Source organism: Janthinobacterium sp. GW821-FHT03C10 (assembly GCF_059420865.1).
This window is the reverse complement of the sequence record NZ_JBWKUN010000001.1, coordinates 962,309-989,060: the sequence shown is the minus strand read 5'-3', so window position 1 is coordinate 989,060 and position 26,752 is coordinate 962,309. Positions and strand designations below refer to the sequence as shown.

The following is a 26,752-nucleotide window of genomic DNA, read 5'->3' as shown; positions in this document are numbered from 1 at the left end:
GGCCATGAGCGCAACTCCACCGCGAATGCCCAAAGTCCCCCTCTGGCCGCGCGCACGAAGCAGATGACGGGCTAGTTTATCGTAGCCAACCGTGCTGCTATAGCGCGCAAAAGCAAGCGCTCTGCTGCTGCCTCGTTCGGATAAACCATCCTGCGCCGGCAGTTATGGCTAGGGAAGGCCAGCTTTTGCTAGCGCGCGGTTGAAGTCTCTGCAGGGCAGGGGAAATAGACAGGCCAGACCCGATCTAGTCGGGGGGACGGGGCGGCGAAGAAGAAAATGGCGGGACAGGAGCAAGCCGGGGCCACCGGCACGCTCAAGACGCTGGAGCATCTTTACAAGAGCAAGCACGGCGCCAAGCGGGCGGCGAATCTGGCGTGGGAGCACATCAAGGAAGTGCGCGAGATCATTCGGGAGAACAGCGAAGAAGCAGGGAAGACGGTGGAAACGGCTTCCAAAGCGTAGACCTGATGAATTACAGGAGGATCACCGTTGACAGGGGATTTGTGTAGTAGTCAGACGCTCACCAACACTCCTATCCAGTATCCTCACTACTGCTGAACAGTCACCTAGTTTAGGAGTAATCCTATTTGCCGGATGAGAGTCCCGCCATACGATTAGATCGTGGATGAAATATTTCTATTCAGTAGATTTTATTAAATTTCTTATTGAGGAAATTATGATTCAACTTGGTGATTTTGAAATTGACGCTGTATCCGGCGGCATGGGCGGCAGGGCTCCAGACCGTTCGAAAGTTGTAACGGATCCGCGACATGACGCGATCATGGGCGGAATGATCGGTGGCGGGATCGCAGGTTCGCGCGGCGGAGCATTTGGCATAGTATTTGGTGCAATTGGCGGTGCAATTGCCGGTGCGATAGCAACTCCTCGCCCACCCGTTATGCAAAAATAATATGAATTACTTAAAGTCACTTTCCTTTGGTACTGCTGGCGGCATGGTTGCATGGGCAATGACCTCTCCGCCAAACTTTAATGGCTTAAATTTTTTGTCAACTTTAATATTTTTTAATATTATTGCATTCGCAACTTCTTTTAATTCAACACGACGAAAAAATGCCAATTTGAAATAGGTTTAGTGAAAGTACAGCCCGTACACGAATGCCGTTCACCTAAAAATGAACGGCATTTATCAGGCGAAGTTTCCAGTGTTAAGTAAGCGCAGATTAATTCGGATTCCTTCCTGAAACCACGCGTAAGTATTTGATTTTTAAAGAGGTAAATTCCGAGAAGTTGGATTAATCAGTGCTTCCCTAGCGAGGTCAATCCGTGTCTGGGCTTACTATCCGAAAAAACTATTTTGCGTGATCAATCCAACGCTACTGCATCAAGCCGCAGCCCGCCCATGCACGCGCTGTTCCGCCAGCAATCCATTGAGCATCTAGGTAACAAGCAGTACGGTACGGTATTGCTGGTGCGGCCCGTCAGCCGCCGGTTCCTGACCTGGCTGTTCCTGGGTATCGCGCTGGCCATCGTCGCCCTCTTCATCTTCTTCAGCACCACGCGCAAGGCGCAATCGCAAGGCGTGCTGTTGCCGACCAGCGGCGTGATCCGCATCATGCCGGGCCAGGCGGGCGTCATCGCCGGGGTGCGCGTCAAGGAAGGGCGGCCGTGCGTGCCGTCGGTACCGCGCCAGCGTGCCGTTCGCCGGGCGCGTTCCATGGTAGCCTTGTACCCTGCGGCCATAGTCTGTTGGCTGCCGGAGATGTGCCATGCCACTGCGTCAAGAGGAAGCGACCGGTTGGACCAGCGCCGAGGCGGCGTCGCGCCTCGCCGCCGATGGCCCGAACGAATTGCCCGCTGTGCGGCCGCTGGGCCGCTGGCGTTTGCTGGCCGAGATCGTCGGCGAGCCGATGCTGCTCTTGCTGGTCGCGTGCGGCATGGTGTATCTGCTGCTGGGCGACCGCCAGGAGGCGCTCATGCTGCTGGCCTTCGTGCTGCTCGTCATCGGCATCAGCTATGTCCAGCGCGCGCGCACGGAGCGCTCGCTGGCGGCCTTGCGGGACTTGTCCAGTCCGCGCGCGCTGGTCATCCGCGACGGCCGCCAGGCGCGCATCGCCGGCCGCGAACTGGTGCGCGGCGATCTGGTCCTGCTGGCCGAAGGCGACAGGGTGCCGGCCGACGTGACCTTGCTCACAGCTTCCAACCTGATGGTCGACGAATCGATGCTGACGGGCGAAGCGGCGCCGGTCATGAAGCAGCCGGCGCCACGCAACCACCCCGGTCCGGGGCCCGACGGCTGCGTGTACGCGGGCACGCTGATCACGCAGGGCACGGCCAGCGGCACCGTGAGCGCCACCGGCACGCACAGCGCGCTGGGGCGCATCGGCGCCTCGCTGGCCACGCTGGGGGGAGAACTGACGCCAGTGCAGCAGGAAACGCGTCGCGTCGTGCGTTCGGTGGCCATCGGCGCGCTGGGCCTGGCGGCGGCGCTGGGCGTGGCCTACTGGTGGCTGCGCGGCGACGCCCTGCGCGGCCTGCTGGCCGGATTGACCCTGGCCATGGCGCTGCTGCCGGAGGAACTGCCGGTGATCCTGACCCTGTTCCTAGGGCTGGGGGCCTGGCGGCTGGCGCGCGCGCACGTGCTGGCGCGCAGCATCCCGGCCATCGAACTGCTGGGCGCCACGACGGTGTTGTGCGTCGACAAGACAGGAACCCTGACCTGCAACCGCATGCAGCTGTGCCAGCTGTGGTCGGCGCAGGCGCGCCATGCGTGCGGCCCGGCGCCTGAACCAGCCTTGCCCGAAGAGTTGCACCGGCTGCTCGAATATGCGCTGCTGGCCAGCCACCGGCAAGCTTTCGATCCCATGGAAGCGGCCATCGGCGCGGCTGGCGCGCGCTTGCTGGCCGGCACCGAACACCTGCATGGCGACTGGACCCTGGTCGACGACTATCCCCTGTCGCGGCGCATGCTGGCCATGTCGCGCGTGTGGCGCTCGCCGGGGCGGCCAGATTACGTGATTGCCGCGAAGGGCGCCCCGGAAGCCATCATGGACCTGTGCCACCTGGACACTGCGCAGTGTGCGGTCATCGCGGCGCAGGTAGCCGTCATGGCCGGTCAAGGCTTGCGCGTGATCGGCGTGGCGGGTGCCGCCTTCGCCGCGCCGCCGCTGCCATCGGACCAGCACGACTTTGATTTCGCTTTCCTTGGCCTGCTGGCGCTGGAAGATCCCGTGCGTCCCGAAGTGCCGGCGGCGGTGGCGCAATGCCGCGACGCCGGCATGCGCGTGGTGATGATCACGGGCGACCATCCCGCCACCGCCTTGTCGGTGGCGCGCCAGGCCGGCATTGCCACGGACGGGGAAGCGCTGACGGGTGTTGAACTCGACGCCCTGGATGACACCGCGCTGGCGTTGCGCCTGGCGCAGGTGCGGGTATGCTGCCGCATCGCGCCGCAGCAGAAGCTGCGCCTGGTGCAAGCCTTGCGCGCGCGCGGCGACATCGTCGCCATGACGGGCGACGGGGTCAACGATGCGCCCGCGCTCAAGGCCGCGCATATCGGGGTGGCGATGGGCGCGCGCGGCACCGACGTGGCGCGCGAGGCCGCCGCGCTGGTCTTGCTGCAGGACGATTTTTCATCGTTGCTGACGGCCGTGCGCCATGGCCGGCGCCTGTTTGCAAATTTGCGCAAGGCCATCGTCTTTATCGTCGCCATCCACGTACCCATCGCGGGGCTGTCGATACTGCCCGTGCTGCTGGGCTGGCCGTTGCTGCTGTTGCCCGTGCATATACTATTTCTGCAATTGATCATCGACCCTGCCTGTTCCGTCGTCTTCGAGGCCGAACCCATCGACGACGACGCCATGCGCCGGCCGCCACGGCAACCGGGCCAGCCGCTGTTTTGCCGCGACATCCTGCTGCGCGGTGTGCTGCAGGGCGCCGGCCTGCTGGCCATGCTGCTGTGCCTGGGCGCATACATGCGGGTATCGGGCCAGTCCGACGATGCGGGGCGCGCCGCCGTCTTCCTTGCCCTGGCGCTGTCGAATCTGGCGCTGATCCACGTCAACCGTGGCGCCGCGCCCCTGTGCCGGGCGCCAGGCGCAGCCGCGAATCCTTATTTTGCCTGGATCAGCGGCGCCTGCGTGCTGCTGTTGCTGCTGGTGCTGGGCGTGCCGCCACTGCGGCAGCTGTTCGCCTTTGCCGTGCCGGGCATGGCGGCGCTGGCGCTCTGTTGCCTGGTGCCCCTGCTGGCGCTGGCATGGTGCCAGCTGCTCAAACGCCATATGCCGCCTTCCTCCGGTGCGGCCGCATGATGACGCGGCGCCGCTGCCAGGCCAGCGCCGCCAAGTCCAGGCGCGATGCGCGCTATCGTTGCGGGCTCGTCCACTTGCGGTATCGGCACGGGAATCGGCTCCAGCGCGACGGGAATCCGGTTGCCGGCCGCATCGCCCAGCAGCATGTCGTCGGCGAACAGGAAGGTATGGGCCGGCACAGCAGCACCTGGAACGCCAGCGTGGCGAGCCGGAACACCTCGTCCAGATGCAGCAGGCCCGGCGCGGTCTGGCAGCCGCCGCGCGGCAGCGGGGGCTGGTCCGCTGATTGCGGGTGCCGCCACCAGATTGCCCAGCATGCCGATCCCGCTTGCCGTCCATGTGCCAGCTGCACTTGATGCGTATCAAGCTCACTCGGTGCAGAAGTGTATAGACTTGATCGCATCCGTTGCGGCACGACGCCATCGGGCATGTGACCGGCGGCATGTTCCGGCAGCATCACCCGGCGTCCTGCATGACGAGCCTATTCCCATGCCCATGCCCACACCTATTTCCCTGCCTTTTTCTCTTGCCGGCAAGCGCGGCCTGATCGTCGGGGTCGCCAATGAGCGCAGTATCGCCGCCGGCTGTGCGCGTGTCATGGCGGTGTCGGGCGCGCGTCTGGTGCTCAGCTGCCTCGACGACAGGGCCTTGCCCTACGCGGCACCGGTGGCCGAGGCGCTGTGCGTGCCTATGCTGATGTGCGATGTGGAACAGCCCGGTGCGCTTGAACACCTGGTGCAGGCAGCGGCGGCCGCGCATGGCGGCCTCGATTTCGCCGTTCACTCCATTGCCTGGGCGCCTCTGACTGATTTGCAAGGGCGTGTGCTGGACAGTACCAGCGCCGGCTTTCTGCGTGCGATGGATATTTCCTGCCATTCATTTGCGCGCCTCGCCCGGCTCTGTGTACCGCATATGGGACCGCATGGCAGCCTGATAACGATGAGCTACCTGGGGGCTGATGAAGCCGTGGCACACTACGGCATCATGGGGCCGGTCAAGGCGGCGCTGGAATCCCTGGTCCGCTACCTTGCCGCCGAACTTGGTCCGCAGGGCGTGCGCGTGCATGCCGTCTCGCCGGGGCCGGTTCCAACCCGTGCGGCCTCCGGGCTGCCCGAGTTCGATGCACTGATGGCACGCGCATGCGCGAGCGCCCCGTTGCGGCGCCTGGTCACGCCGGAGGAAATCGGCCAACTGGCCGCGTTTCTTGCGAGCGATGCGGCCAGCGGCATGACGGGGCAGACTCTATATGTCGATGGCGGTTACCACGTCGTCAACTGAACCACCATCGGTCCGCGCACCTGGGCCGGCGCCCCGGGCCAATGCCAGGCGCCGGCTCTCACGCAGGGGAATGTCATGGATAAGCCGATCGACAACAGCTTGCCCGAGATAGAAAACTACACCTACGACGAGTTGGAAATCGGGCAGAGCGCGCGCCAGAGCCGTACGCTGAGTGCCGGCGACATTGCCGCTTTCGCCGCCGTCTCGGGCGACGTCAATCCGGCGCATCTCGACCCGGCTTACGCCGAACACACGTTGTTCCACGGCGTGATCGCCCATGGCATGTGGAGCGCGGCGCTCATTTCGACGCTGCTAGGCACGTGTCTGCCAGGCGCTGGCACAATTTATATCGGGCAGACACTGTACTTTCTGAAACCCGTGCGCATCGGCGACACCTTGCGCATCACGGCGACGGTGTCAAGCAAGGAGGCGGCGACAAAACGCGTGACGCTGGACTGCGAAATCAAGAACCAGAACGGGGTTCTGGTGTTGTCGGGCGTGGCGACCGTGATCGCGCCCAGCGAGAAGGTGCGCCGGCCGCGTGCGCCGCGGCCGGTGCTGCTGCTGGTCGATCCCGGCGCCCGCTTCGCCAGCCTGCTGGCGCACGTGGCGCCGCTGGCGCCGCTGCGCTGCGCCGTGGTGCATCCGTGTGATGCGGAATCGTTGCGTGGCGCGCTGCATGCCGCCGCGCATGGATTGATGCTGCCGGTGCTGATTGCGCCGACGGCGAAGTTGCGGGCCCTCGCTGCCAGCCTCGATCTTGACCTTGGGCAAGCCGAGCTGCGCGAGGCCGCGCACAGCCACGACGCCGCCGCCATCGGCGCCGCCATGGCGAGTGCCGGCAGCGTCGATATGTTGATGATGGGCAGCCTGCACGCGGATGAAATGATGGCGGCCATACTGGCGCAGCCGGCGCTGCGCACCGGGCGGCGCCTGTCGCACGTCTACCGGATGGAAGTGCCGCTGTATGAAAAAGTGCTGCTGATTTCCGATGCTGCGCTGAATATCGCGCCATCGTTGCCAGACAAGGCCGATATCGTGCAGAACGCGATCGGCGTGGCGCATGCCCTCGGTATCGGGCAGCCGAAGGTGGCTATCCTGGCGGCCGTTGAAACGGTCAGCGCCAGGATGCCTGCCACGGTCGATGCGGCCGCGTTGTGCAAGATGGCTGCCCGCGGGCAGATCACTGGCGCGGTGCTGGACGGCCCCCTTGCTTTCGATATTGCCATTTCTCCACTTGCCGCGCGCATCCAGGGCATCGTCTCGCCGGTGGCTGGCCATGCGGATATCCTGATCGTGCCGGACCTTGAAGCAGGCAACATGCTTGCCAGACAACTTGAGTACCTGGCCAGCGCCGCAAGCTGCGGCGTGGTCCTGGGCGCCACGGTGCCCATTGCCATGGGCAGTCGGGCAGATGATGCTGCCAGCCGTATGGCCTCGTGCGCGCTGGCGCTGCTGATGGCACACCACGGCCGGCAGGTGCGGGCCTAGACGCCTGGATTTCCTCAAGGCGAAAATATTCGCCTTCCTTCTCTTCCAGCGCCGCACGGTCCCCGGTCATGTCATGTGTCGGCTTCCTTGCAGGCTGAAGACAGCAGCGGGTCGCGCGACCTGTGCCCGATGTATGGCAGCAAGCTGATGAATCCAAGCACTGCCAGCGCGACGCCGACCCACAGCGGGGAGCGCAGGCCGTAGCCGGCAGCAATGCCGAGGCCGCCGAGCCACGAGCCGGCACCCAGGCCGATGTTGATGACGGAGGTATGGACGGTGTTGACCAGCGGCCCGGGGTGGGCGGTTTTCATCACGCGGGCGATGATGGCGGGATTCATCGACATGCCCACCAGGCCTGTGACGACCAGCAAGGCGACGCTGATGGTTTTGTCGTGCGCAAAGACGGCGAACAGCGCCAGGCTGATGCTCAGGATGACCATGCCCCAGGCCATGATGGGGGTGGTGTAGCGGTCCGCATAACGGCCGACCACGCCATTGCCCACCACGTTGGCGACGCCGTAGACGCCCAGCAGCCAGGGTATCGAGGACGTTGGAAAGCCCGTCACCTCGGTCAGGATGGCCGCGAAATAGCTGAACGCCGCGAAAATCGCACCGATGATGAGGCCGCTGCTGGCATACGCTGCCCACAGGTGGCGGTTGCGGAATTCCCCCAGTTCCTCGCCGAGGCTGACGACTTCGGACGGCTTGGCGCGCGGCACCAGCATGGTGATCAGCAGCAGGCACAAGAGCGCCAGCAGCACCACCAGCCAGAAGCTGGCGCGCCATCCCAGGTGCTGGTCGATGAGCGTGGCGACCGGCACGCCGATCACCGAAGCGAGCATGAGGCCGCCGATCACGACGGCGGCGGCCCGTCCGCGCGCGTCGGGAGCGACGATTTCTGCGCAGATCGCCAGGGACAGGCCAAAGCAGGTGGCGGCCGCCACGCCCGTGACCACCCGCGCGATGGCCAGGATGTCATAGCTGGTGGCCGACGCGGCGACGGATTGGGCAACGATATAAAAGCCCAGCAGCCACAGCAGTCCCTGCTTGTTCGGTACGCGCAGCTTGAGCAGGGCGATGGTGCTCAGCGGCCCGCCGATGACCATGCCCATGGCGTAGAGCGAGATCAGGTAGCCGATCCGCGTGACCGGCTCGTCCATGGCCTGGGCCAGCGACGGCATCATGCCCGCCACCATGAATTCGGATGTGGTTAACGAAAAGATCGTCAACCCCAGAATGTAAACAACCAGCGGCATAGCAATATCCTTCGAGATTAATAACGAAAACACGGGCCAAGCGTGGCGCGCGCCAGAGCCGCATGCGGCCCTGGCGCGCGCCACATCCTGGTCAGGTGTTGCAAGACATAAAGACGCTGTCCGGAATGTCGCCGACAAACAGGTTGGGAAAGTCGCGTACAGAAAGGTGCTGCGCGTCGTTGCCGGTGACCATGCGCAACAGGCGGTTGCCGCCGGCCTCCAGGTAAAAGACCGAGGGCGGCTTGCCCGCCCGCTCGACTACCCAGGCGTCCGCCTCCTGGCCCAGCACGGAGTGGCGGCCGTCGTGACGCGCGCCGCCGTCCAGCAGCACCGCTTGCGGCAGGAACAGGGCGTGGAACGGCGTCACCTCGTCGGCCAGCGCCGTGCCCTGCAGCTGTTCGCCAGTGGCCTGCGCCTGCCTCGCGTAGGCCACTTTCTGCTTGCGGCTTTGTTCGCGCCTGGCATCGCCGATTTCCGACATCCACAGCAGGTGTCCATGTTCCTTTTCCGGCCAGGGATTGAACAGGCCATCGATGCGGCAGATGTTGCGCGCATAGTCGAACCAGCAATAGCCGGACGTGACCTGGTCGTCCTCCTGCATTGGTGTCCAGTAGGAAATATAGGCGCTGCTCCATTGCATCGGCAGCAGCGGCGGGGCGACGTGTGCTGGCATGGCGGCTCCCTAGCGGCCCAGCGCGTAGCCAAGGCTGGCCATCAGCGCTTCCTGCAGCGACGGCAAGTCCTTGCGGCGCGCGTCGAAGCTGGCGGTCAGCTCTTCATTGCTCAGTTCGATACGCTCGCCCACGCTTTCAAACCACAGGCGGCTGCTGTTGGCGTGATCCTTGAACAATTGCATCAGGGGCACGGCGCGGGCATTGAAGCTGTCCAGGGCGGCGGCCGCGCCGGCTTCGGTATTGAGGATCTTGACCAGCAGCAGAGCTGCCACCACCGCCATGGTGGTGCCATGGCCGATGGAAAAATGCCCCGATTGCAGCGCATCGCCGAGCAGGACGAACTTGCCGTCGCAGGCCCTGTCGTGGCTGAGGGTCATGAAGTTGCGCCAGCCCTGGCCCGGTTGGCTGAGGAGGCCGTGCTCACCGAGTTCGGCTTTGAACGTCCTGGCGATATACGCGGCGGCGTCGCGCTCGGAAAGCGCCTCCAGCCCCGCCTTGGCGTACGTCTCCTCGCTGCATTCGACGATGAAGGTGCTCATCGTGTCGGAGTATTTATAGGCATGGCCGATGAAAATCCCTTGGTCATTGCTGCGGAACACCAGGTTCATCTGGTCGAACAGCTGGGTGGTGCCGTACCAGATGTATTTGTTGCGCCCGAAGTCGATGTGCGGCGCGAGCGCGGGCGGCAAGTCCAGCGCCTTGTAATTGACGCCATTCGACACCACTACCAGGTCGTACTCGGCTTCCAGCTGCGCCTTGTCCGCCGGCGGCGTTTCATAGCGGATGGCGATGCCGGCCGCCACGCACTTGGCGCGCAGGGCCTGCACCAGGGCCTGGCGTCCGACGCCGCACAGGGTGACGCCGGTGCTCATCAGGTTGGGCTGGTCGTGATGCACGAGCTTGAATTCTTCCAGGAACTGCGGATTGAGCCGTTCCGGCTGATCCAGATAGGAGAGCGGGTTGGCGGGGTGGCGCGGCGGCCGTCCCGGCAGCACCACGCCCCAGCCCAGCACTTCTTCCGGGGTATTTTTTTCCGTAACGCTGATCTTCCAGCCGGGTTGAGCCTGTTTCATCTGACTGGCAAAGATCAGTCCTGCGGGTCCTGCGCCGATGACGAGAATGTTCATTAGTTTACCCTTCCAAGTTTGTACCAAACGTTTTGTTTCTTCTGGATTTGCTGCAGTTCATCGTAGGGAACCGATGTGAAGTACAGTTTCTCCGCCATGTCGGGCGGATAAACACGGGGGAATTTCTTGTGCATGTAGCGCGTGTAGCGCGTCTGCAGGAAGAAAATCAGATTCGGATTGCTCAGCGCTTCATAGTTGGCGATCGCCATGTCCTGCATGGCGTCCGCCTGCACCTTGCGCTGCTGCGTGAATTCGGACAGGGCGGGGCCCAGGGCATTGCCGTGCTTTTCCAGCAGGGAAACGAAGACGTGGACGTCTTCCAGCGCCATGTTCATGCCTTGTCCGAGGAAGGGGGCGGTGGCATGCGCCGCATCGCCGATCAGCAGGATATTCGCCTTGTAATGGAAGGTGCTGGAGCGGACATTGATGAGGTCGTTGCTGGGCAGCGCCATGAACTGGTCCAGCATCTCCTGGCGGCGGTCCGGCGGCAGGGTGCCGAAGTAGCGGCTGAAGAAATCGGCCATGGCTTCGCGGTTCAGCGTGCCCAGGCTGGGCGTGCCGGTGTAGGGCAGGCACAGGGCGAAGCTGATGCTGCCGTCCGGAATGGTGGCCGCGCGGCCGGCAAACAGTCCCTTGGAATCCATGCCGAAGAAGTACAGCAGATCCTTCCTGAAACCCAGGTCCGCCGCGTTCGGCAACACCAGCGTCTTGTAGCCATGGCGGAAGTAACTCTGCCTGAACTCGAAGCGGCGCACGCCGCTTTGCATGGCGCGCCGCACGGCCGAGTGGGCGCCGTCGGCGCCAATGATCAGGTCGCCATACAACTGCTGCACGGCGCCGTCCGGGCCCTGGATCTGCACGATCTTTCTTTCCAGGTCGACATCCAGGCATTTATGCTCAAAGTAATACTTCACCTCGTGCTTGACGGCATGCCGGTTCAGCAGGCGCTGGAAGGCCGTGCGGTCCAGCGACAGGGGAAACAGCCCTTCGAGCGGGGTCAGTTCGCGTATCCGGTGCCGGCCGCCCACGCTGAATGCCATGCCGACGATGGGTTCGCCGCACTGGTCGAGCTCCTGTTTGCTGATGCCGGCACCGAGGACGGCCTTGATGCCGCGCACCGTCATGCTCACGCCGATGGCGCGCGAGTTGACCGGGTCGGCGTTTGCTGCATTCTCCAGCAGCGGATCGCCGCGTTTTTCGATGACGTGGACATCGTGTCCCCGTTGCGCCAGATAAATGGCGCTGAGGCTACCTGCCAAGCCTCCGCCGACGATAATGATTTTATGCATTTCAGGCCTCTCTTGACATCTTTCCCCGAGATAAATCGGTAAGTTGCTGATTAAAAAACTCCAACATTTCGATCGGCGCCATGCCGATGACATCGCTCTCAAGGCCGCGCGCGTACTGCGCCAGCGCCAGGCATTTCTGCGCCAGCATGTCGCAGCCCTGGCTGTAGTCGCTGCTGACCCGGCTGCCGACGGGCTCGGGCACGGGCGGTCCCGCATGGCGGCCGGGCACGCCGGACGGCATGTTCATCAGGGCGGCCGACAGGGGGCGCAACAGGCCGGTCATGATGTCGATCGAGGCGTTCATCAGGCGCGAACGGCGCAGGCTGCCCAGCGGCTGCTGCGCGAAATGGTGCGCCATCAGCAGGAAGGTCAGTTCGTAGCAGCCCTGATACAGGCGCATCAGTCCGCGCGCCTGCTGGTCGGTCACCACGCTGCAGTCCGCGCGCGCTTCGAGCACGGGATTCTTCAGCGCCGGCAGGGCCGGCTCGAACGGCTTGTCGCAGGCTGAAAACCTGCCGGCGACGGCACGCAGGCGCTGGAAGTGCGAGGAAGCGAAATGCGGCGAATCGACGGCCACGCCTTCCCCCTGCTCGGTGACGAAGTCGATGGCGAACAGCGCGCTGTCGCGGTCGGACACTTCCAGCTGGTAGCCGGGATAGGCGCGGTTGGTCAGTTCTTTGAGGAACAGGTGGTGTTCGCCGCCGCGCTTGCCGCCGCTGCTCTCGAACAGGCCGGGCAGGTCGGCCAGGGCCTGGCGGATCGCGATATAGAAGGTGGCAATCGATTTGCCCGGCGTGGGAATATAGTCGGGCCATTCGAAACGCACGAAGCGGGCCAGCACGTGTTCGGAAAAAGGCTCGAATGCGAATTCCGTGTCCAGACCGAAGCGCTGGCGCGCCTGCTGGCCCAGCACCGGGGTGCCGCCATAAAACGGTTCGCCCAGCGCCATCAGCACATTGTTGACTAATAAGTAGTGAATCATTTCTTCATGGGCGATCTCCAGCAACATGCCGCGCGTACCGCTGTTGCGGCGCCGGTCCTCGCCGCCGCAGGCCAGTTCCAGCTCGGCCGGCAGCCAGCGGCCGGCCCGCACCAGCGCCGCCCCCTGCGCATAATTGGGAATCGAATACGCGGCGTACAGGTATTGCAGCATGAGCGACAATTCCAGGTCGATGGCCTTCTTCAGTTCCTCGATCAGCTCCGCCTTGCAGCCGATGACAGGCGGCGCCGCCGGTTCCGGCACCGCGGCCCTGGCCTTTGCCTCGACCTGCGTCAGGTATTTCAGGAACAGGCGCGACTTTGGCAGCGACAGTTCGCGGGTGCTGGGCATGTAGTAGCTCTTGTCGCGGTTCCGCGGATCGCACATCTGCCACATCAGGCGCGAATACGTTTCGCACTTGCACTGGTCCGCCAGGCTGAAGACCTTGTCCGACATGAAGGGATACACGAGCTCGTAGTAGCTCATCACATGCCGGTAGAGGAAGGCGTAGTCGACCTGTTCGGCGGGTACCTCGTCGAGGTCCCAGTCGTCGGGCAGCACACGCACGCCGAGGTACTGTGCCTCCTTGCCGGTGCCCAGCACGATCCTGGTCGCGCCCGGCTGGCGGCCCGTCAGGGTCAGCGCCGTGTAGCCGGTCCCAAGCGGCGAGGGCTGCCGTTCCACATCCAGCAGCGCGCCGTCCTCGGCCCGCGCCGGCAGGGACGCAGGCGCCGCCAGCTCGCCGCGGAAGCGGCTTTGCACGGTGATGCCATGCGGAAATGTTTCATGCTTTTTCCCGTTCGGCGCTTCCAGGTACAGCTGGTTGCTGTCCGATTGCAGTACCCAGTCGGCTTCTTCCCACTGCGCCTGCGCGCTGCCCAGGCTGAGCGAACCGGAGGCGGGGGGCTGTTGCAGCGGCACGTCGAAGACGCCGTGATGGCGCCAGTGGTCGCGGTACAGCTGCTCGGGAATCCGGGCCAGCAAGGTGCCGGCGCCGTCATGCAGCAGCAGGTCGCCCAGCGCCTGCTTGCCGCCCAGGGCATGCGTCGGATGCTGTTCGGAAACAGCATCCGTGCCGCGCGTGGTGAACGGAATGGCGCTCGGCATGTTGAACGCGACGCGGTCCGCCTGCACTTTCACCAGCACCGGCCCCAGGCTGCCTTGGCGCGGCTGCAGCAGGCGGCCGGCCGGATAGGTGGCCAGCTCGTCGCGCCGCCACAGGCCGATGCTGCCGGCCAGATCGTAGAACACGGGCGAGTCGGGTTTTTGCGGCGTCGACATATTGAACAGGCAATACTGGACCGTCAGGCCCAGCACCTCGTCGTCGGCCAATGCTTGCTGCAAGGCATGCATGCTGGCAGGCAGCGCGAGGTCCGCGTTGAACAGGAAATGCGGGTCTTGCTTGGACACGGAAAACTGGAACAGCCTGGAGCGGCCGAATTCCGCGTCCAGGAAATGCCCGCTGCGTTCCGTGATATGGCCGCTGCCGAGCCAGCGCACCGAGTGCGCCTGCGCGATGTCGGCAGTGAACAAGGTGGGCGTGTTGGGCGTGGCCAGCTTGTCGCTCAAGGTGAACTGGCCGGCGTAGATCAGCGTCGTGTCCGGCTGGGCCGGGTTGTTGTCGACCCACCTGGCGCGGTTGAACGTGGTGCGCAGGTACTCGTTGTAGTGGCCCCACAGGGCCAGCTTGGCGCCCACCAGCGCATCTTGCGTATCGACCTCGCCATCGCGCAGCTGGACGCCCGTGATCCGCGCGTTTTCCCACGAAAAATGATTGTTGCCGCAAAAATTGTAGCCTGCCGCCTGGCTGAAGATGCCGTCCGGATCGGGCTTGCCCGCAGCATTGAAGCGGGGGGCAAGCTGTTTCAGGTGCGTATGGAATTCGGCCGGCGGCCGGCTCAGATCGACAGCGTCGCCCGCCATCGATACCGTATTCGTGGCGATATCGATGTTGCCGTGCGTATTGCGATTCCCCGTCGGCACATTGGCGCGGGCAAAACCCCGAAAATGCAGGCGGGGGAAGTCAAGTAGGCTCATGCGCGCTCGGTCGAGGAAGTGATGAATGTATCGTTGGCGGCGTCCTCCAGTTGCTCCAGCCGTTGCAGCAACAGGCCGCTGGCTTGCTTGGCGCTGATCAGGCTGCCTTCCATCCAGCCGCAATGCGCGGTATAGGCATCCGAGCAGGAAATGATGCCGTCCCGGTGCAGCAGGACGGCCGGGTGCTCGGCTTCCGGCTCCACGCAAAACTCGACGCCATGCGGCCAGAACTTGTGGAAGTGCGCCTTGATCTGCGGCAGCGGCTGGCCATCGAGCGGCAGAACTTCTTCCAGATGGCTGCGGACACGCTCCAGGTACACGTCTTCACCGAGCTCCAGGCTGTCCCGCCAGTAGGTGGCGCTTTTGCTGTCGGTATAGAACAGCACATACTTGTCGCTCTTGAAGTAGATCTTGCGCAGGGGATTTGCCGCCATCAGCACCTTGTCGGTCAGCCCGAGCGCGTCCCACCAGGCCGTGTCGAACGTGAAGAAACCCTTGAACAGGGGCAGCGAGTCGTACTGGAACGGACTCCAGGCGTGCGGGAAATCCAGGTTCAGGCGCGGCATGGCGGACGGCGGGATGGCCATCACCAGATGGCGCGTGCGGTGCATCTGCGTGTCGCCCTGGTGGCTGAAGGCGAGCACGTGGTCGGCGCCGGATTTTTCTACGGACAGCAAACGGTGTTCGAGCCGGAATTCCACCCCGGCGGCCTGGGCCTGGTGCTGCAACTGGCACAGCAGCGCGTGGTAGCCGTCGGTGGCATAGCGCCACTGGTTGGCGGCGTTTTCCGTAAAGTGCTGCGTTTCCGGGTGCTTCTTGATGATGTCGTAGGCCATGGCCGCCGACACCATCGGCAGCAGCAAGGCGTCATAGCCGGTCGCCTTGATGATGTGGGTGGCCTTGGCGGTGCCCAGATAGTGGCTGACGAACTCGAGGAAGGAGTCGTCCGGATGCTCTTTCAGCATCGGGCTCAGGCCATCGAGCGTTGCCTTCAGCTCGTCCAGCACGCTATCGTGGGAGATGACTTCGGTGAACGGGTAGAGCGCATGCGGCAATCCGCTGCCCTGCATGAGTTGCTGGAAATGCGGATGCAGCTGCGGCGAGTAGCGGGCGGCGCCGAGCTCGGCGATTTCCTCGCCGTCTATTTTCCGTGACTGGATGCGGCCGCCCACCGTGGCGTTCAGGTCGAATACCCGGATGCGCAGCTTCCTTTTGGCGGCGGCGTCGATCAGGCGGTTGGCGCAAGTCAAGCCTCCTATGCCGGCGCCTACGATGCAAATGTCAGAATACGTGCTCATACGAAATTCCTTTTTAACGTTCATTAATCGAAAAGCTGCAAAATCGTTAGCAAAAGTGTCCCCAGCACGTGTAGGCAAGGGAGGGGGCGCTGCGTGTTACCGCACTTGGCAAGCGTTATCGGCTGGGGAATGAAGAGCCTGGCGAGAACTGGCGTTGTGTCTGGAATGGTCGATTCTTGGCAGCAGAGTTTCTGTCTCAGATCAAAGATGGCACCGACAATAGCCCGGGTATCGGGCTGTCAGTTTGATAAATATCAATGTAGTTGTCGTTTGTGCGGCGCCGTTTTGGGGCGTGGCGACGCCCGCGCACGGGCTGCGCCAGCGGGGCGGCAGTGATGACGCGGAATTAATGTTGCAAAAAGACAAATTGCGCGCGCCAGGCTCTCAATGCGCAGCATTGCCATGGCATTTGCCGCATATCATGCCGCCAGGCGCGCGCCGCTTTGCGGGCTTCTGGGTTTTCCTGTTCAGCAACGCGCTGCGGGTCTGCCGGGGCTGGCATGACGGGGCCTGGGCCTTGATCGTGCTGAACCTTTGCCTGGCCCTGACGAACGTGCGCGGCATCGTCAAGAACGAGCGGCTGTGACGTCGCTTCCACTTGAATATTGTCAATATTGAACGTTTCTGCAGGGCGGCATACATGCCGTGCCGCCGCCTTGCGTCCATTTCACGGCGGAAAATGGCCATCCGGGCCTGGCAGTTCCAGATATTTGCTGTCTTATATAAGATTCGTCGCCATCGGATACACAAACAGCGGCTGGACAGTCTAAAATACGTGGTGGGCAAGCACGGCGTCACCGCCGGCACACTAGCCGTCCAAAGCAAGGCTAACCGTCCTGTGTTTGGAATGAAGAAAGTTAACCACCAGGCATCACCGCATACAAGGGAATGAACATGGCAACACAAAAATCCAAAATCATCTACACGCTGACTGACGAGGCGCCGCTGCTCGCGACGTATTCCCTGCTGCCGATTATCAAAAAATTCACCGCGCCGGCCGGCGTGGACGTCGTCTCCAGCGATATTTCGGTGGCGGCACGTGTACTGGCTGAATTTCCCGAATTCCTGACGGACGCGCAAAAAGTCCCGAATACCCTGGCTGAACTGGGCAAATTGACCCAGAGTCCAGACACCAACATCATCAAGCTGCCGAACATCAGCGCCTCGCAAGGCCAGCTCATCGCCTGCGTGCGCGAACTGCAAGGCCGTGGCTACAAGTTGCCGGATTATCCGGAAGATGCGAAGACGGAAGAAGAAAAAGCCTTGAAGGCCCGCTACGGCAAGTGCATCGGCAGCTCGGTCAATCCGGTCCTGCGTGAAGGCAATTCCGACCGCCGCGCACCGAAGGCCGTCAAAGAGTACGCACGCAAGCACCCGCATTCGATGGGCGAGTGGAGCCAGTCGTCGCAAACCCACGTCTCGCACATGCACCATGGCGACTTCTACCACGGCGAAAAATCGCTGACCCTCGAAAAAGCGCGCGACGTCAAGATGGAACTGGTCACGGCCTCGGGCAAGACCATCGTGCTGAAACCGAAGGTTTCGCTGCAAGCGGGCGAAATCATCGACAGCATGTTCATGAGCAAGAAAGCGCTGCTGGAGTTCTACGAGAAGGAAATCGACGACGCCTTCAAGACGGGCGTGATGTTCTCGCTGCACGTCAAGGCCACCATGATGAAGGTCTCGCACCCGATCGTCTTCGGCCACTGCGTGCGCATTTTCTACAAGGACGCGTTCGCCAAGCATGCGGAACTGTTCGACAAGCTGGGCGTGAATGTCAACAATGGCATGAGCAACCTGTACGACAAGATCGAAACCCTGCCGGCGTCGCAAAAAGATGAAGTGCTGAAAGACTTGCACGCCTGCCACGCGAATCGTCCGGAACTGGCCATGGTCGATTCGGCCAAGGGCATCACCAACTTCCATTCGCCGAACGACATCATCGTCGACGCGTCGATGCCCGCCATGATCCGTATCGGCGGCAAGATGTGGGGCGCCGACGGCCGTCCGAAAGACGTCAAGGCAGTCATGCCGGAATCGACTTTCGCGCGCATCTACCAGGAAATGATCGGCTTCTGCAAATGGCATGGCAACTTCGATCCGAAGACCATGGGCACCGTGCCGAACGTGGGCCTGATGGCGCAGCAAGCGGAAGAATACGGTTCGCACGACAAGACGTTTGAAGTGCCGGAAGGCGGCATCGCCAACATCACCGACCTGGAAACGGGCGAAGTGCTGCTGACGCAAACGGTGGAAGAGGGCGACATCTGGCGCATGTGCCAGGTCAAGGACGCGCCGATCCGCGACTGGGTCAAGCTGGCCGTCACGCGCGCGCGCAACTCGGGCATGCCTGCCGTGTTCTGGCTGGACAGCTATCGTCCGCACGAGAACGAAGTCATCAAGAAGGTCCAGGTGTATCTGAAGGAGCACGACACCAAGGGCCTGGACATCCAGATCATGTCGCAGACCCGCGCCATGCGCTACACCCTGGAACGCGCCTTCCGCGGCCTGGACACCATCTCCGTGACCGGCAACATCCTGCGCGACTACCTGACCGATCTGTTCCCGATCCTGGAACTGGGCACCTCCGCCAAGATGCTGTCGATCGTGCCGCTGATGGCCGGTGGCGGCATGTACGAAACGGGCGCCGGCGGTTCGGCACCGAAACACGTCAAGCAGCTGGTGGAAGAAAACCATCTGCGCTGGGATTCGCTGGGCGAGTTCCTGGCCCTGGCCGTGTCGCTGGAAGACATGGGCATCAAGACGGGCAACGCGAAGGCCAAGATTCTCGCGAAAACCCTCGACGAAGCCACGGGCAAACTGCTGGACAACAACAAGTCGCCATCGCCACGCACCGGCGAACTGGACAACCGCGGCAGCCATTTCTACCTGGCCATGTACTGGGCGCAAGCCCTGGCAGCGCAGAAGGACGATGCGGAACTGGCGGCGCACTTCGCGCCAGTGGCAAAAGCCCTGGCCGACAACGAAGAAAAGATCGTTGCCGAGCTGAAAGCAGTCCAAGGCAAGGAAACGGATATCGGCGGCTACTACCTGCCCGATCCGGCGAAGACGGAAGCGGTCATGCGTCCTAGCGCCAGCCTGAATGCCGTGCTCGACACCATCTGATGCAGTCCTGACAGGCAGTAGGTTCTTTACTGCCTGAAAAAAAACGCCGCCGGAAGCGATTCCGGCGGCGTTTTTCATTTTCCCTGCATCTTACTGGCCCTGCATCTTACTGGTAGTGCTTGTAAACACTGGTGCTGCCATTGTTCTTGACCAGCAAGACGTCATACGCATCCTTGCGCGGTCCTTCCATGCCTGGCGAGCCCATCGGCATTGCCGGCACGGCCAGGCCCTTCGCCTTGGGTTTTTCGCGCAGCAGCTGCTTGATATCGCTGGCCGGCACATGGCCTTCGATGGCGTAGCCGTTGACGAGGCCCGTGTGGCAGGAGCCGAGCGCGTCGGGAATGCCGGCCAGCTTGCGGTATTGCGCCGGCATCTCGACGTTTTTCGCGCGCACCGTGAAACCGTTCGCTTCCAGGTGCTTGATCCATGCGGAACAGCAGCCGCACGAGGCGCTCTTGTAGACTTCAATGACGGGCAGGGCCGCCATGGCGAACGTGGGCAAGCCCAGCATGGCGGCGAAGGCGCCGCGCAGCATGTAATGTTTGATCATGTGTTGCTTTCAGACGAATAAAGTCAATCGTGGCCACCTCGGTGGCCTGCTTCGGACGAGCTTGAAATTTATGCGGAAAGCGGCCGCGGGGGCCGGCGCGGGCCGTCGGGAATGAATCCCGTCAGCAAGGCGGCTGTCGCGGTGGTGACGCGTTGCGCGCCGGCGCAGGCGGCGGCAGGCTGGGCGAGGCAGGGCGGCATCAGCGCGCCCAGGCAAAAGCTGGCACAGGCGCCGCATGCGGGGTGCTTGGCAGGAGCCTGGCTTTCTTCCTGCGTGCCGGCGCTGCCCGTGATGGCGGATGACTGCGCGGCGTGATGCTGGCAAGCCGTCGCCATCGCGGCGGCAGGCGGGGCGAACGGCGTGCACGCCCGCATGGCGCCCGCGGCGGCGGCCTGCAGCGGCAGCGCCGCGATCAGCAGCAGGATCAGCCATGTTTTGAAGAGTCTTAGCATCGCCGGAAAGTATAGCATGGGGGGAGTGTCGCCAGGAGCCGGCGCCACTTTAGTGTGAGGCGGCGGCAAGCACTTTCGACGCGTACATGGCCCGGTCCGCATGGCGCAGCAGCAGTTGCATGGTATCGCCGTCTTCCGGATAGCGGGCCACGCCGATGCTGACGGTGATCCGCAATTGCTGCCCGTTGCCCAGGTGCAGCGGCGCGGCCAGGGCCGCGTGGATCTTTTGCTCGATCTGGCTGACGTCCGCCGGCGTGGCATTGCTTTCCAGGAGCACGACGAATTCATCGCCGCCCATCCTGGCCAAGGTGTCTGTTTCGCGCATGCAATCGCGCAGGCGGTTCGCCACCGTTTGCAGCAGCAGGTCGCCGCAGGCATGGCCGTGGTCATCGTTGACGCGCTTGAAGTTGTTCAAGTCCAGGAACAGCAGCGATAGCCGGCCTTCCTGGCGGTGTGCGCGGGCGAACGCCGTGTGCAGGCGGTCGTGGAACAGGCGGCGGTTCGGCAAACGGGTCAGTTCATCATGCATGGCCATGAACTGCATTTGCGTCTGCAATTGCCGGCGCTCGACGGCGGTGGCGAGTTGTTTGGCAATAAATTGCAGCAAATCCTGGTCTTGCGCCGTGCCGATGACGGCATCCTGCTCGCCTTGCAAGGCCAGCGCGCCGATACTGCCCATGGAGGAGTACAAGGGGACGGCCAGCCAGCACGACGACAGGGCGCCGGCAGCCATCTGCAGCGCCGCCGGCAGACCGGCCAGCTGTCCCGCCTGCAGCAGCAGGGGGCGGCCGCTGCGCAGGACTTCGTCGCACAGCAGGCTGGCCAGCGGCGACGTCGGCTGGGGCGCGCCGTCGTCGGCATGGCAGGTGATGGGCGCCTGGGCGCCATGTTCGTCCTGCAGCAGCAGGGCCAGGCTACGCGCCGGCAAGTGTTCGCCGATGATGTCCTGGATACGGTGCAGCAAGGCGGGCAAGTCCTGCGTCGCCTGCATGGCTTCGGAAATGGCGTACAGCGCGGCCTGCTTTGCCTGCGCCTGTTTCAGCAAGGTGACGTCGCGCGCCACCGCCACGCGCAGCTGGTCGGCGGCGGACCAGCGGGCCGACCACATGATGTGGGCCAGGCTGCCATCCTTGCGCAGGTAGCGGTTTTCAAAGTGCGTCTGCGCATGGCCGTCCATGATGGCGCGCGCGGCGGCCAGGGTACGGGCGCGGTCGGCGGGGGCGACCATGTCGAGCATGAGCTTGCCGATCATTTCCTGCTGCGTGTAGCCGAAGATGCGTTCGCAGGCGGCGCTGACGAAGACGAAGCGTCCCTCCACATCGACCATGCACACGGCGTCGAGCAACAAGTCGGTAAAGCTGGCCAGCGGGGCGTGCAGAATCTTGTGTTCCATGAAGGCATTCTAATGGACATTCCCGGCAGCGATTCAACTTGTTGAGTCAGGCAAGGCGGGCGGCATGAAAATGTTTCATTTACCCGACGCTCATGCTTTTCTGTTTCTTGCCGTTAATGCAGTATTGCCATGCAGTACTTGCCACCACGCCAGATAACGTGACGCAAGGTTTGCCTGGCGCCAGGTGATTGCAAAAAACTAACCATATCGATATTTTATGATGCCTATTCCCGCCACTTGCAAGGTTACAGCGCCATGACCTCCATTTCTCCACTTTCAAGCTGGAATAGCGCCCCGCCGCGGGCCTCCGCCGCCACCTCGAACCGCGCGGATGCGGCGCCGTCGTCCGCATCCGCGCCGTCCACCATCGTCGCTCTCAGCCCGGAGAGCGTAAACGGAAGCGGTGCGGCGGGCGCGCTCGTGAAATCGCCGCTGGTGTGGGAAAGCGCGACGCGCGACAAGGTGAGCGAGGCGATGACGAAGAGTTTCTCGTCGTATGCGTTTGGCGGCCGCTTCAGCGGGCTGGGCGCGGCCATGCTGGGACAAGCCAAGCTGGGCAATTACAATTTCTCGCAGGCGATGCGGCAGCCGCCGCCGAGCACGACGCCGAATGTCTATGAGGCGGCCGGCATCGCTCCGGGCAGCCTGCATGGCAATGGCGAAGACAGGGTTGCCCTCAGCATCACCACCAGGAGCGGCGTGGAAGTCAAGCTGTCGCTCGACAGCCAGGGCGACGGCCTGGCCGTGAACATGACGGCCAGCGGCGACCTCAGCGACGCTGAAGCCAGCGCCCTGGGCGACCTGGCGAAAGGTTTTCAGGCGGCCATCGACGGCCTGGGACAGAGCACGCCGAAAATCAAGCTGGAAGGCTTGATGCAGTTCGACCAGCAGGTGCTGGCGTCGGTGAAGCTGCATGCGGAAGTCAAGGTGCGCGGCGAGATGGAAAGCGTGCAGACCCTGGATTTCCAGGCCGATGGCGCGCAGCGCCAGGTCAGCTTCAGCGGCGAGGCCGGCAGCCTGGACCTGAAGGTCGACGCCAGCCAACTCAATACCCTGGGCAGCAAGGAGCGGCAAGCCAAGGCGCTGGACAGCTACATGAAACAGTTCGACCAGGCGGCGTCGCGCGGTCATGGCGACGCGGGCCTGGTGGCCATGCTCAAGGATAGCTTTACGGCCTTGCACAGCAATGCCGCCGCGCCGCAAGCGGCCACGGACACGCCCGCGGCGGGCAAGTGGCGCCTGGCGGCCGAGGACAAGTCCATCCTGACGGGGTTGGCCGATTTCAGCGCCTCCGTGTCGCAGGCCGTGAAATTCAGCAATCCCATGCGCAGTTCGGAAAAGGATGGCTTCCATTACGAAGTGTCGCAAAAGACGGAGCAGGCCGGCCCCAGCCAGGACGAGCGTTCAATCAGGCAGCGGCAGCAATCGAAGCTCAGCGCCAGCTTCCATCAGTCGCTGGTCGCCGGCGTGCCGCTGCGCCTGACGGACAATACGGAATCGCAGAACTATACTTATCACCAGATCGAGGATACGGCCAGCAGCGATGCGCAGGTGGCTTACAAGGATGGCAAGATGGTGAAGGCGAGCTTGCGGCAGGAGGGCAATCAGTCCGAGCATGTCATGAAGTATTTCCTGGGCAAGTTGGAGTCGGACAAGACCACGCCGGGCAATTTTTCCGTGCTGCGCGACTTGCTGCCCGCGCTGGGACCGTACCGTACCGACGAGCTGGGCATGACGCCCGAGAAAAAGGCGGAGCAGCGCCAGCAGGCGATGCAGGCCTTGAGCGACGACGTGCTGCTGCAATCGTATGCGGGCCAGACCATCAGCCTGTGGCAAGCCGACGTGCTGCCGGAAGAGGGCGGGGCCGCCACCGCGTAGACACGGCCGCGCCGAATGCAAAAAGCCCGTCTGCGAAGACGGGCTTTTTGTTTGCTTGTCGCTTGATCTGGCGCAAACAGCCTATGCCTTGGCCTTGTTTTGCTTGATCCAGTAGCCGACGCCCAGCGCGGCCAGCCACACGGGAATCAGGTAGACGGAGATGCGCAGGCCCGGCGTCAGGTACATGATCACCAGGATGCCTGCCAGGAACACCAGGCACAGGTAGTTGGTGAACGGGTAGCCCAGGCTCTGGAACGAGGTCGTCTTGCCCTCGGCTTTCTTCTGCGCGCGGAAGCGCAGGTGGATCCAGCTGATCATGGCCCAGTTGATGATCAGCGCCGAGACCACCAGGCCCATCAGCACTTCGAACGCCTCGCCCGGCATGAAGTAATTGACCACCACGCAGGCGCCCGTGGCCAGCGCGGACACGCCCAGCGCCACCAGCGGCACGCCGCGGCGGTTCAGGTGCAGCAGCGCGCGCGGCGCATTGCCCTGCTTGGCCAGGCCGAACAGCATGCGCGTGTTGCAGTACACGCCGCTGTTGTAGACGGACAGGGCGGCCGTCAGCACCACCACGTTCAGGGCCGTGGCCACCAGGTTGCTGTCGAGCGCATGGAAGATCAGCACGAACGGGCTGCCGCCGGTGACGACGTTTTGCCACGGGTACAGCGACAGCAGGATGCCGAGCGCGCCGATGTAAAAGATCAGGATGCGGTAGATGGCCTGGTTGGTGGCGCGCGGTATCGTCGTGCTCGGATCATCCGCCTCGGCCGCCGTGATGCCCACCAGTTCCAGGCCGCCGAACGAGAACATGATGACGGCCATGGCCATCACCAGCCCCTGCCAGCCATTCGGGAAGAAGCCGCCGTGCTGCCACAGGTTGGCGATGGAGGCTTGCGGTCCCGCGTCGCCGGAAGCGAGCAGATACGCGCCGAAGACGATCATGCCGATGATGGCGACCACCTTGATGATGGCGAACCAGAATTCCATTTCGCCAAACGCCTTGACATTCAGTAAGCTGATGGCGTTGATGGCGCAAAAGAAGATCAGCGCCGAGACCCAGGTGGGCACGCCTGGCCACCAGTACTGCACGTAGATGCCGACGGCCGTCAGCTCAGCCATGCTGACGAGCACATACAGCACCCAGTAATTCCAGCCCGACAGGAAGCCGGGCAGGTGGCCGCAGTATTTGTCGGCGAAATAGCTGAAGGAGCCGGCGACGGGTTCGTCGACCACCATCTCGCCCAGCTGGCGCATGATCAAAAAGGCGATGACGCCGGCGATGCCATAGCCGAGCAGCACGGACGGGCCGGCCATCTTGATGGTTTGCGCGATGCCCAGAAACAGGCCGGTGCCGATGGCGCCGCCCAGGGCGATGAGCTGGATGTGGCGGCTTTTCAGGCCGCGCTTGAGCTCTTGTGGTTCGGTGTTCCCGACTGCCGTCATATGTTTTATCCTGTTTTTACGGGGCTGAGGTCGCTGATTCTAAAGCATGCACGGGCAAAGCAGGAGCGAAATGCATGTTGCACTGCGGAGGCGCAAGAAAAGCCCCGCATCTTCGCGGAACGGCGCGCAAAACGGCGGCCTAGTCCTGCCCGCGCGGCGCGCCGGCCGCGACGATGGCCGGTTCGTACACGGCCAGGAACTCGGGCGGCAGGCGGCGCGCGCGGCCGCTGCTCAATTCGATGCAGATCAAATCCCAGCGTGCGCGCACGACGGTGGCGCCGTCGCTGTCGCGGACCAGCTGGAAGCGCCGTTCCATGCTGGAGCGCCCGTCGCTGGCGCACAGCCAGGTGGCCAGGGTCAGCGCTTCGCCGGCCCGCGTCGGCAGCAGGTAGTCGTATTCGCCGCGGCGTATCGCCATGGCACGGTCCAGGCGCCGGTAATCGTCCAGGTCCAGCCCCAGGGTGGCCGAGTGGTGCCAGGCGATATGCTCGCACCAGCGCACGTAGACGGCGTTGTTGGTGTGCTGCAGTCCGTCGATGTCGGCCGCTTCCGGCGTGACGGGCAGGGTGTGGGCGTGCGGATAATCCCAGTTCAAGTGCGCTCCTTTCGATACGGTGGCGGCTGATTGTACGGCCTTGCGCGGCTTCCTGTCTGCGGCGCACGCCTGGAAAAACACTGTTTTTCGTGTTGATATATGATGCATCATAATTTGACACAGTTGAAAAACACCTATGAACCATTCCCTGGGCAGCCTGTTGCACGTCAACCTGGGCAAGTCCGTGTATGCGATGCTGCGCGAGGCGCTGGCGGCCGGGCGCTACCAGCCGAACGACCGGCTGCGCATCCGCGAGCTGGCGCTGCAGCTCGGTACCAGCGTCACGCCCGTGCGCGACGCCATGCTGCAGCTGGTGCAGGAAGAGGCGCTGGTGCTGCGCTCGCCGCGCGACTTCCGCGTGCCCGTGCTCAGCGTGGCGCGCTACCTGGAAATCCGCGCGCTGCGCCTGGAACTGGAAGGGCTGGGCGCGTTCGAGGCGGCGCAGCGCATCGACGCGGCCAGCCTGGCCGACCTGGAACGCCTGCTGCAGGCGAACGAAGAGGCGATTGCGCGGCACGACCTGCCGGCGGCCCTGCAATGCAACCAGGCGTTTCACCTGGGCCTGGCGCAGGCGGCCGGCATGCCGACGTTAAAACGCTTCGTCGACCACCTGTGGATGCAGACGGCGCCCCTGATCGCCGCCGGCTACGCCAGCTTTTCGCCCGACATGCGCGTTGGCCACCACCACGCCATCATCGCCGCGCTGCGCCAGCGCGACAGCGCGGCCGCGCGGCGCGCCATCGAACAGGACATCCTCGACGGCGGCACGCAGATGCTGGCGTATGTGATGCGCCAGGAGCGCATCCACGCCGGCGCAACAGAACAAGGAAAAGTACAGAACGAGGAAGCACATGACGCAGAACACGCATAATACTGAACAGAAAACCGCCATCGTCACGGGCGCCAGCCGCGGCATCGGCCATGCCGTGGCCGAGCGCTTCCGCAGCCTGGGCTGGCGCGTGATCACCGTCTCGCGCAGCCCGATACCGGGCGGCTGCCCGCGCAGCCAGGAGCACAACACGCATGTGTGCATGGATTTGTCGGACCTGAGCCAGATCGGGCAGATGGTCGACACCCTGCGCCCCATGCTGGGCGACTCGAAGCTGCACGCGCTGGTGAACAACGCGGGCGTGTCGCCGAAGGGGCCGGGCGGTTCGCGCGTCAATTCGCTGACCACCGACATGCAGACCTGGCAGGAGATGTACAACACGAACTTCTTTGCGCCGCTGGCCCTGACGCGCGGCTTTGCGCAGGAACTGTCGAACGCGCACGGCGCCGTCGTGAACCTGTGCTCGATCGCCGGCTACCGCGTGCACCCGTTCGCCGGCTCCGCCTACGCCAGCTCGAAGGCGGCGCTGGCCTCGCTGACGCGCGAAATGGCCAACGACATGGCGCCGCTGAACGTGCGCGTGAATGCCATCGCGCCCGGCGAGATCGACACGGCGATTCTGTCGCCGGGCACCTCGCACATCGTCGACACGCAAATCCCCCTGCGCCGCCTGGGCACGACGGCCGAAGTGGCGGATCTGGTGGAGTTCCTGTGCAGCGAGCGCGCCTCGTACATCACGGGGGCGGAAATTCCCATCGACGGCGGCCAGCGCATCTGATCCAGGAG

Annotated in this window: 22 protein-coding genes; 10 read left to right on the top strand and 12 right to left on the bottom strand. The window is 63.5% G+C overall.

From position 1 onward, the window contains the following. Positions 1-276 precede the first annotated feature (276 nt). A complete protein-coding gene (locus AC07VH_RS04220) occupies positions 277-462 on the top strand; it encodes a hypothetical protein (RefSeq protein WP_489627055.1) in 186 nt (61 codons plus the stop codon). Positions 463-625: 163 nt separating this feature from the next. After that, positions 626-910, top strand: a complete 285-nt coding sequence (locus tag AC07VH_RS04215) for a hypothetical protein (protein ID WP_489627056.1) — start codon at positions 626-628, stop codon at positions 908-910. A 413-nt stretch (positions 911-1,323) separates the two neighbouring features. Here AC07VH_RS04215 and AC07VH_RS04210 read toward each other — a convergent pair whose 3' ends face one another. Further along, on the bottom strand, positions 1,324-1,677 hold the full coding sequence (locus tag AC07VH_RS04210) for a hypothetical protein (RefSeq protein WP_494786892.1): 354 nt from the start codon (positions 1,675-1,677) through the stop codon (positions 1,324-1,326). Positions 1,678-1,727: 50 nt separating this feature from the next. Here AC07VH_RS04210 and AC07VH_RS04205 point away from each other — a divergent pair, with 50 nt between their 5' ends. From AC07VH_RS04205 to AC07VH_RS04195, 3 genes are all read left to right on the top strand, one after another. Further along, the gene (locus AC07VH_RS04205) at positions 1,728-4,268 is read left to right on the top strand and encodes a cation-translocating P-type ATPase (protein WP_494786891.1); all 2,541 of its coding nucleotides are present in this window, start codon (positions 1,728-1,730) and stop codon (positions 4,266-4,268) included. A gap of 495 nt (positions 4,269-4,763) precedes the next feature. Next, positions 4,764-5,546: an enoyl-ACP reductase FabI gene (fabI, locus tag AC07VH_RS04200; RefSeq protein ID WP_475418001.1), complete on the top strand. Its 783-nt coding sequence runs from the start codon at positions 4,764-4,766 to the stop codon at positions 5,544-5,546. A gap of 75 nt (positions 5,547-5,621) precedes the next feature. Next, positions 5,622-7,037, top strand: coding sequence for a bifunctional enoyl-CoA hydratase/phosphate acetyltransferase (locus AC07VH_RS04195; RefSeq protein WP_494786890.1), 1,416 nt, complete (start codon positions 5,622-5,624; stop codon positions 7,035-7,037). Positions 7,038-7,108: 71 nt separating this feature from the next. Here AC07VH_RS04195 and AC07VH_RS04190 read toward each other — a convergent pair whose 3' ends face one another. The 6 genes from AC07VH_RS04190 to vioA all read right to left on the bottom strand — a co-directional run bounded on the left by AC07VH_RS04190 (position 7,109) and on the right by vioA (position 15,697). Further along, on the bottom strand, positions 7,109-8,293 hold the full coding sequence (locus tag AC07VH_RS04190) for an MFS transporter (RefSeq protein WP_494786889.1): 1,185 nt from the start codon (positions 8,291-8,293) through the stop codon (positions 7,109-7,111). Positions 8,294-8,384: 91 nt separating this feature from the next. Next, positions 8,385-8,966 (bottom strand): violacein biosynthesis enzyme VioE, encoded by a 582-nt coding sequence (vioE, locus tag AC07VH_RS04185; protein ID WP_475417855.1) that lies wholly within the window; start codon positions 8,964-8,966, stop codon positions 8,385-8,387. A 9-nt stretch (positions 8,967-8,975) separates the two neighbouring features. Next, positions 8,976-10,094: a flavin-dependent violacein biosynthesis monooxygenase VioD gene (gene vioD, locus AC07VH_RS04180; RefSeq protein ID WP_494786888.1), complete on the bottom strand. Its 1,119-nt coding sequence runs from the start codon at positions 10,092-10,094 to the stop codon at positions 8,976-8,978. Then, positions 10,094-11,383, bottom strand: a complete 1,290-nt coding sequence (vioC, locus tag AC07VH_RS04175; RefSeq protein ID WP_475417853.1) for an NADP-dependent violacein biosynthesis oxygenase VioC — start codon at positions 11,381-11,383, stop codon at positions 10,094-10,096. The genes vioD and vioC overlap by 1 nt, the downstream gene beginning before the upstream one ends. Position 11,384: 1 nt before the next feature. Further along, the gene (gene vioB / locus AC07VH_RS04170; protein WP_494786887.1) at positions 11,385-14,399 is read right to left on the bottom strand and encodes an iminophenyl-pyruvate dimer synthase VioB; all 3,015 of its coding nucleotides are present in this window, start codon (positions 14,397-14,399) and stop codon (positions 11,385-11,387) included. Next, a complete protein-coding gene (gene vioA, locus AC07VH_RS04165) occupies positions 14,396-15,697 on the bottom strand; it encodes a flavin-dependent violacein biosynthesis tryptophan-2 monooxygenase VioA (protein ID WP_494786886.1) in 1,302 nt (433 codons plus the stop codon). Before vioA ends, vioB begins: the two co-directional genes overlap by 4 nt. Positions 15,698-16,118: 421 nt before the next feature. Between vioA and AC07VH_RS04160 the strand changes: the two genes are divergently transcribed. Beyond that, the gene (locus AC07VH_RS04160; protein WP_494786885.1) at positions 16,119-16,283 is read left to right on the top strand and encodes a hypothetical protein; all 165 of its coding nucleotides are present in this window, start codon (positions 16,119-16,121) and stop codon (positions 16,281-16,283) included. 308 nt (positions 16,284-16,591) lie between these two features. After that, positions 16,592-18,823, top strand: coding sequence for an NADP-dependent isocitrate dehydrogenase (locus AC07VH_RS04155; RefSeq protein WP_494786884.1), 2,232 nt, complete (start codon positions 16,592-16,594; stop codon positions 18,821-18,823). A gap of 106 nt (positions 18,824-18,929) precedes the next feature. Here AC07VH_RS04155 and AC07VH_RS04150 read toward each other — a convergent pair whose 3' ends face one another. From AC07VH_RS04150 to AC07VH_RS04140, 3 genes are all read right to left on the bottom strand, one after another. Beyond that, entirely contained in the window at positions 18,930-19,373 is a 444-nt protein-coding gene (locus AC07VH_RS04150) for a DUF411 domain-containing protein (RefSeq protein WP_494786883.1), read from the bottom strand. 68 nt (positions 19,374-19,441) lie between these two features. Further along, entirely contained in the window at positions 19,442-19,825 is a 384-nt protein-coding gene (locus AC07VH_RS04145; protein ID WP_494786882.1) for a hypothetical protein, read from the bottom strand. A 49-nt stretch (positions 19,826-19,874) separates the two neighbouring features. Further along, a complete protein-coding gene (locus AC07VH_RS04140) occupies positions 19,875-21,218 on the bottom strand; it encodes a sensor domain-containing protein (protein ID WP_494786881.1) in 1,344 nt (447 codons plus the stop codon). Between the two features lie 255 nt (positions 21,219-21,473). On the opposite strand from AC07VH_RS04140, the gene AC07VH_RS04135 reads away from it, so the two are divergent. After that, a complete protein-coding gene (locus tag AC07VH_RS04135) occupies positions 21,474-23,096 on the top strand; it encodes a hypothetical protein (RefSeq protein WP_494786880.1) in 1,623 nt (540 codons plus the stop codon). A gap of 81 nt (positions 23,097-23,177) precedes the next feature. Here the strand turns inward: AC07VH_RS04135 and AC07VH_RS04130 are convergent, their stop codons facing one another. After that, on the bottom strand, positions 23,178-24,542 hold the full coding sequence (locus AC07VH_RS04130; RefSeq protein ID WP_475414907.1) for an amino acid permease: 1,365 nt from the start codon (positions 24,540-24,542) through the stop codon (positions 23,178-23,180). A 139-nt stretch (positions 24,543-24,681) separates the two neighbouring features. After that, positions 24,682-25,137 carry an acyl-CoA thioesterase gene (locus AC07VH_RS04125; protein ID WP_494786879.1) on the bottom strand — a complete coding sequence of 152 codons (456 nt, stop codon included), beginning with the start codon at positions 25,135-25,137 and terminating at the stop codon, positions 24,682-24,684. Positions 25,138-25,273: 136 nt separating this feature from the next. On the opposite strand from AC07VH_RS04125, the gene AC07VH_RS04120 reads away from it, so the two are divergent. Together AC07VH_RS04120 and AC07VH_RS04115 are read left to right on the top strand one after the other, a co-directional pair. Further along, positions 25,274-26,008 (top strand): GntR family transcriptional regulator, encoded by a 735-nt coding sequence (locus AC07VH_RS04120; RefSeq protein ID WP_494786878.1) that lies wholly within the window; start codon positions 25,274-25,276, stop codon positions 26,006-26,008. Next, positions 25,989-26,744 (top strand): SDR family NAD(P)-dependent oxidoreductase, encoded by a 756-nt coding sequence (locus tag AC07VH_RS04115; protein ID WP_475414910.1) that lies wholly within the window; start codon positions 25,989-25,991, stop codon positions 26,742-26,744. Before AC07VH_RS04120 ends, AC07VH_RS04115 begins: the two co-directional genes overlap by 20 nt. Positions 26,745-26,752: the final 8 nt, after the last annotated feature.

What these genes read in the sequence shown, in the direction of transcription:
- AC07VH_RS04220 (WP_489627055.1), top strand. Translation starts at nt 277, where the DNA reads ATGGCGGGACAGGAGCAAGCCGGGGCCACCGGCACGCTCAAGACGCTG.
- AC07VH_RS04215 (WP_489627056.1), top strand. Translation starts at nt 626, where the DNA reads ATGAAATATTTCTATTCAGTAGATTTTATTAAATTTCTTATTGAGGAA.
- AC07VH_RS04210 (WP_494786892.1), bottom strand. Translation starts at nt 1,677, where the DNA reads ATGGAACGCGCCCGGCGAACGGCACGCTGGCGCGGTACCGACGGCACG.
- AC07VH_RS04205 (WP_494786891.1), top strand. Translation starts at nt 1,728, where the DNA reads ATGCCACTGCGTCAAGAGGAAGCGACCGGTTGGACCAGCGCCGAGGCG.
- fabI (WP_475418001.1), top strand. Translation starts at nt 4,764, where the DNA reads ATGCCCACACCTATTTCCCTGCCTTTTTCTCTTGCCGGCAAGCGCGGC.
- AC07VH_RS04195 (WP_494786890.1), top strand. Translation starts at nt 5,622, where the DNA reads ATGGATAAGCCGATCGACAACAGCTTGCCCGAGATAGAAAACTACACC.
- AC07VH_RS04190 (WP_494786889.1), bottom strand. Translation starts at nt 8,293, where the DNA reads ATGCCGCTGGTTGTTTACATTCTGGGGTTGACGATCTTTTCGTTAACC.
- vioE (WP_475417855.1), bottom strand. Translation starts at nt 8,966, where the DNA reads ATGCCAGCACACGTCGCCCCGCCGCTGCTGCCGATGCAATGGAGCAGC.
- vioD (WP_494786888.1), bottom strand. Translation starts at nt 10,094, where the DNA reads ATGAACATTCTCGTCATCGGCGCAGGACCCGCAGGACTGATCTTTGCC.
- vioC (WP_475417853.1), bottom strand. Translation starts at nt 11,383, where the DNA reads ATGCATAAAATCATTATCGTCGGCGGAGGCTTGGCAGGTAGCCTCAGC.
- vioB (WP_494786887.1), bottom strand. Translation starts at nt 14,399, where the DNA reads ATGAGCCTACTTGACTTCCCCCGCCTGCATTTTCGGGGTTTTGCCCGC.
- vioA (WP_494786886.1), bottom strand. Translation starts at nt 15,697, where the DNA reads ATGAGCACGTATTCTGACATTTGCATCGTAGGCGCCGGCATAGGAGGC.
- AC07VH_RS04160 (WP_494786885.1), top strand. Translation starts at nt 16,119, where the DNA reads ATGCCGCCAGGCGCGCGCCGCTTTGCGGGCTTCTGGGTTTTCCTGTTC.
- AC07VH_RS04155 (WP_494786884.1), top strand. Translation starts at nt 16,592, where the DNA reads ATGGCAACACAAAAATCCAAAATCATCTACACGCTGACTGACGAGGCG.
- AC07VH_RS04150 (WP_494786883.1), bottom strand. Translation starts at nt 19,373, where the DNA reads ATGATCAAACATTACATGCTGCGCGGCGCCTTCGCCGCCATGCTGGGC.
- AC07VH_RS04145 (WP_494786882.1), bottom strand. Translation starts at nt 19,825, where the DNA reads ATGCTAAGACTCTTCAAAACATGGCTGATCCTGCTGCTGATCGCGGCG.
- AC07VH_RS04140 (WP_494786881.1), bottom strand. Translation starts at nt 21,218, where the DNA reads ATGGAACACAAGATTCTGCACGCCCCGCTGGCCAGCTTTACCGACTTG.
- AC07VH_RS04135 (WP_494786880.1), top strand. Translation starts at nt 21,474, where the DNA reads ATGACCTCCATTTCTCCACTTTCAAGCTGGAATAGCGCCCCGCCGCGG.
- AC07VH_RS04130 (WP_475414907.1), bottom strand. Translation starts at nt 24,542, where the DNA reads ATGACGGCAGTCGGGAACACCGAACCACAAGAGCTCAAGCGCGGCCTG.
- AC07VH_RS04120 (WP_494786878.1), top strand. Translation starts at nt 25,274, where the DNA reads ATGAACCATTCCCTGGGCAGCCTGTTGCACGTCAACCTGGGCAAGTCC.
- AC07VH_RS04115 (WP_475414910.1), top strand. Translation starts at nt 25,989, where the DNA reads ATGACGCAGAACACGCATAATACTGAACAGAAAACCGCCATCGTCACG.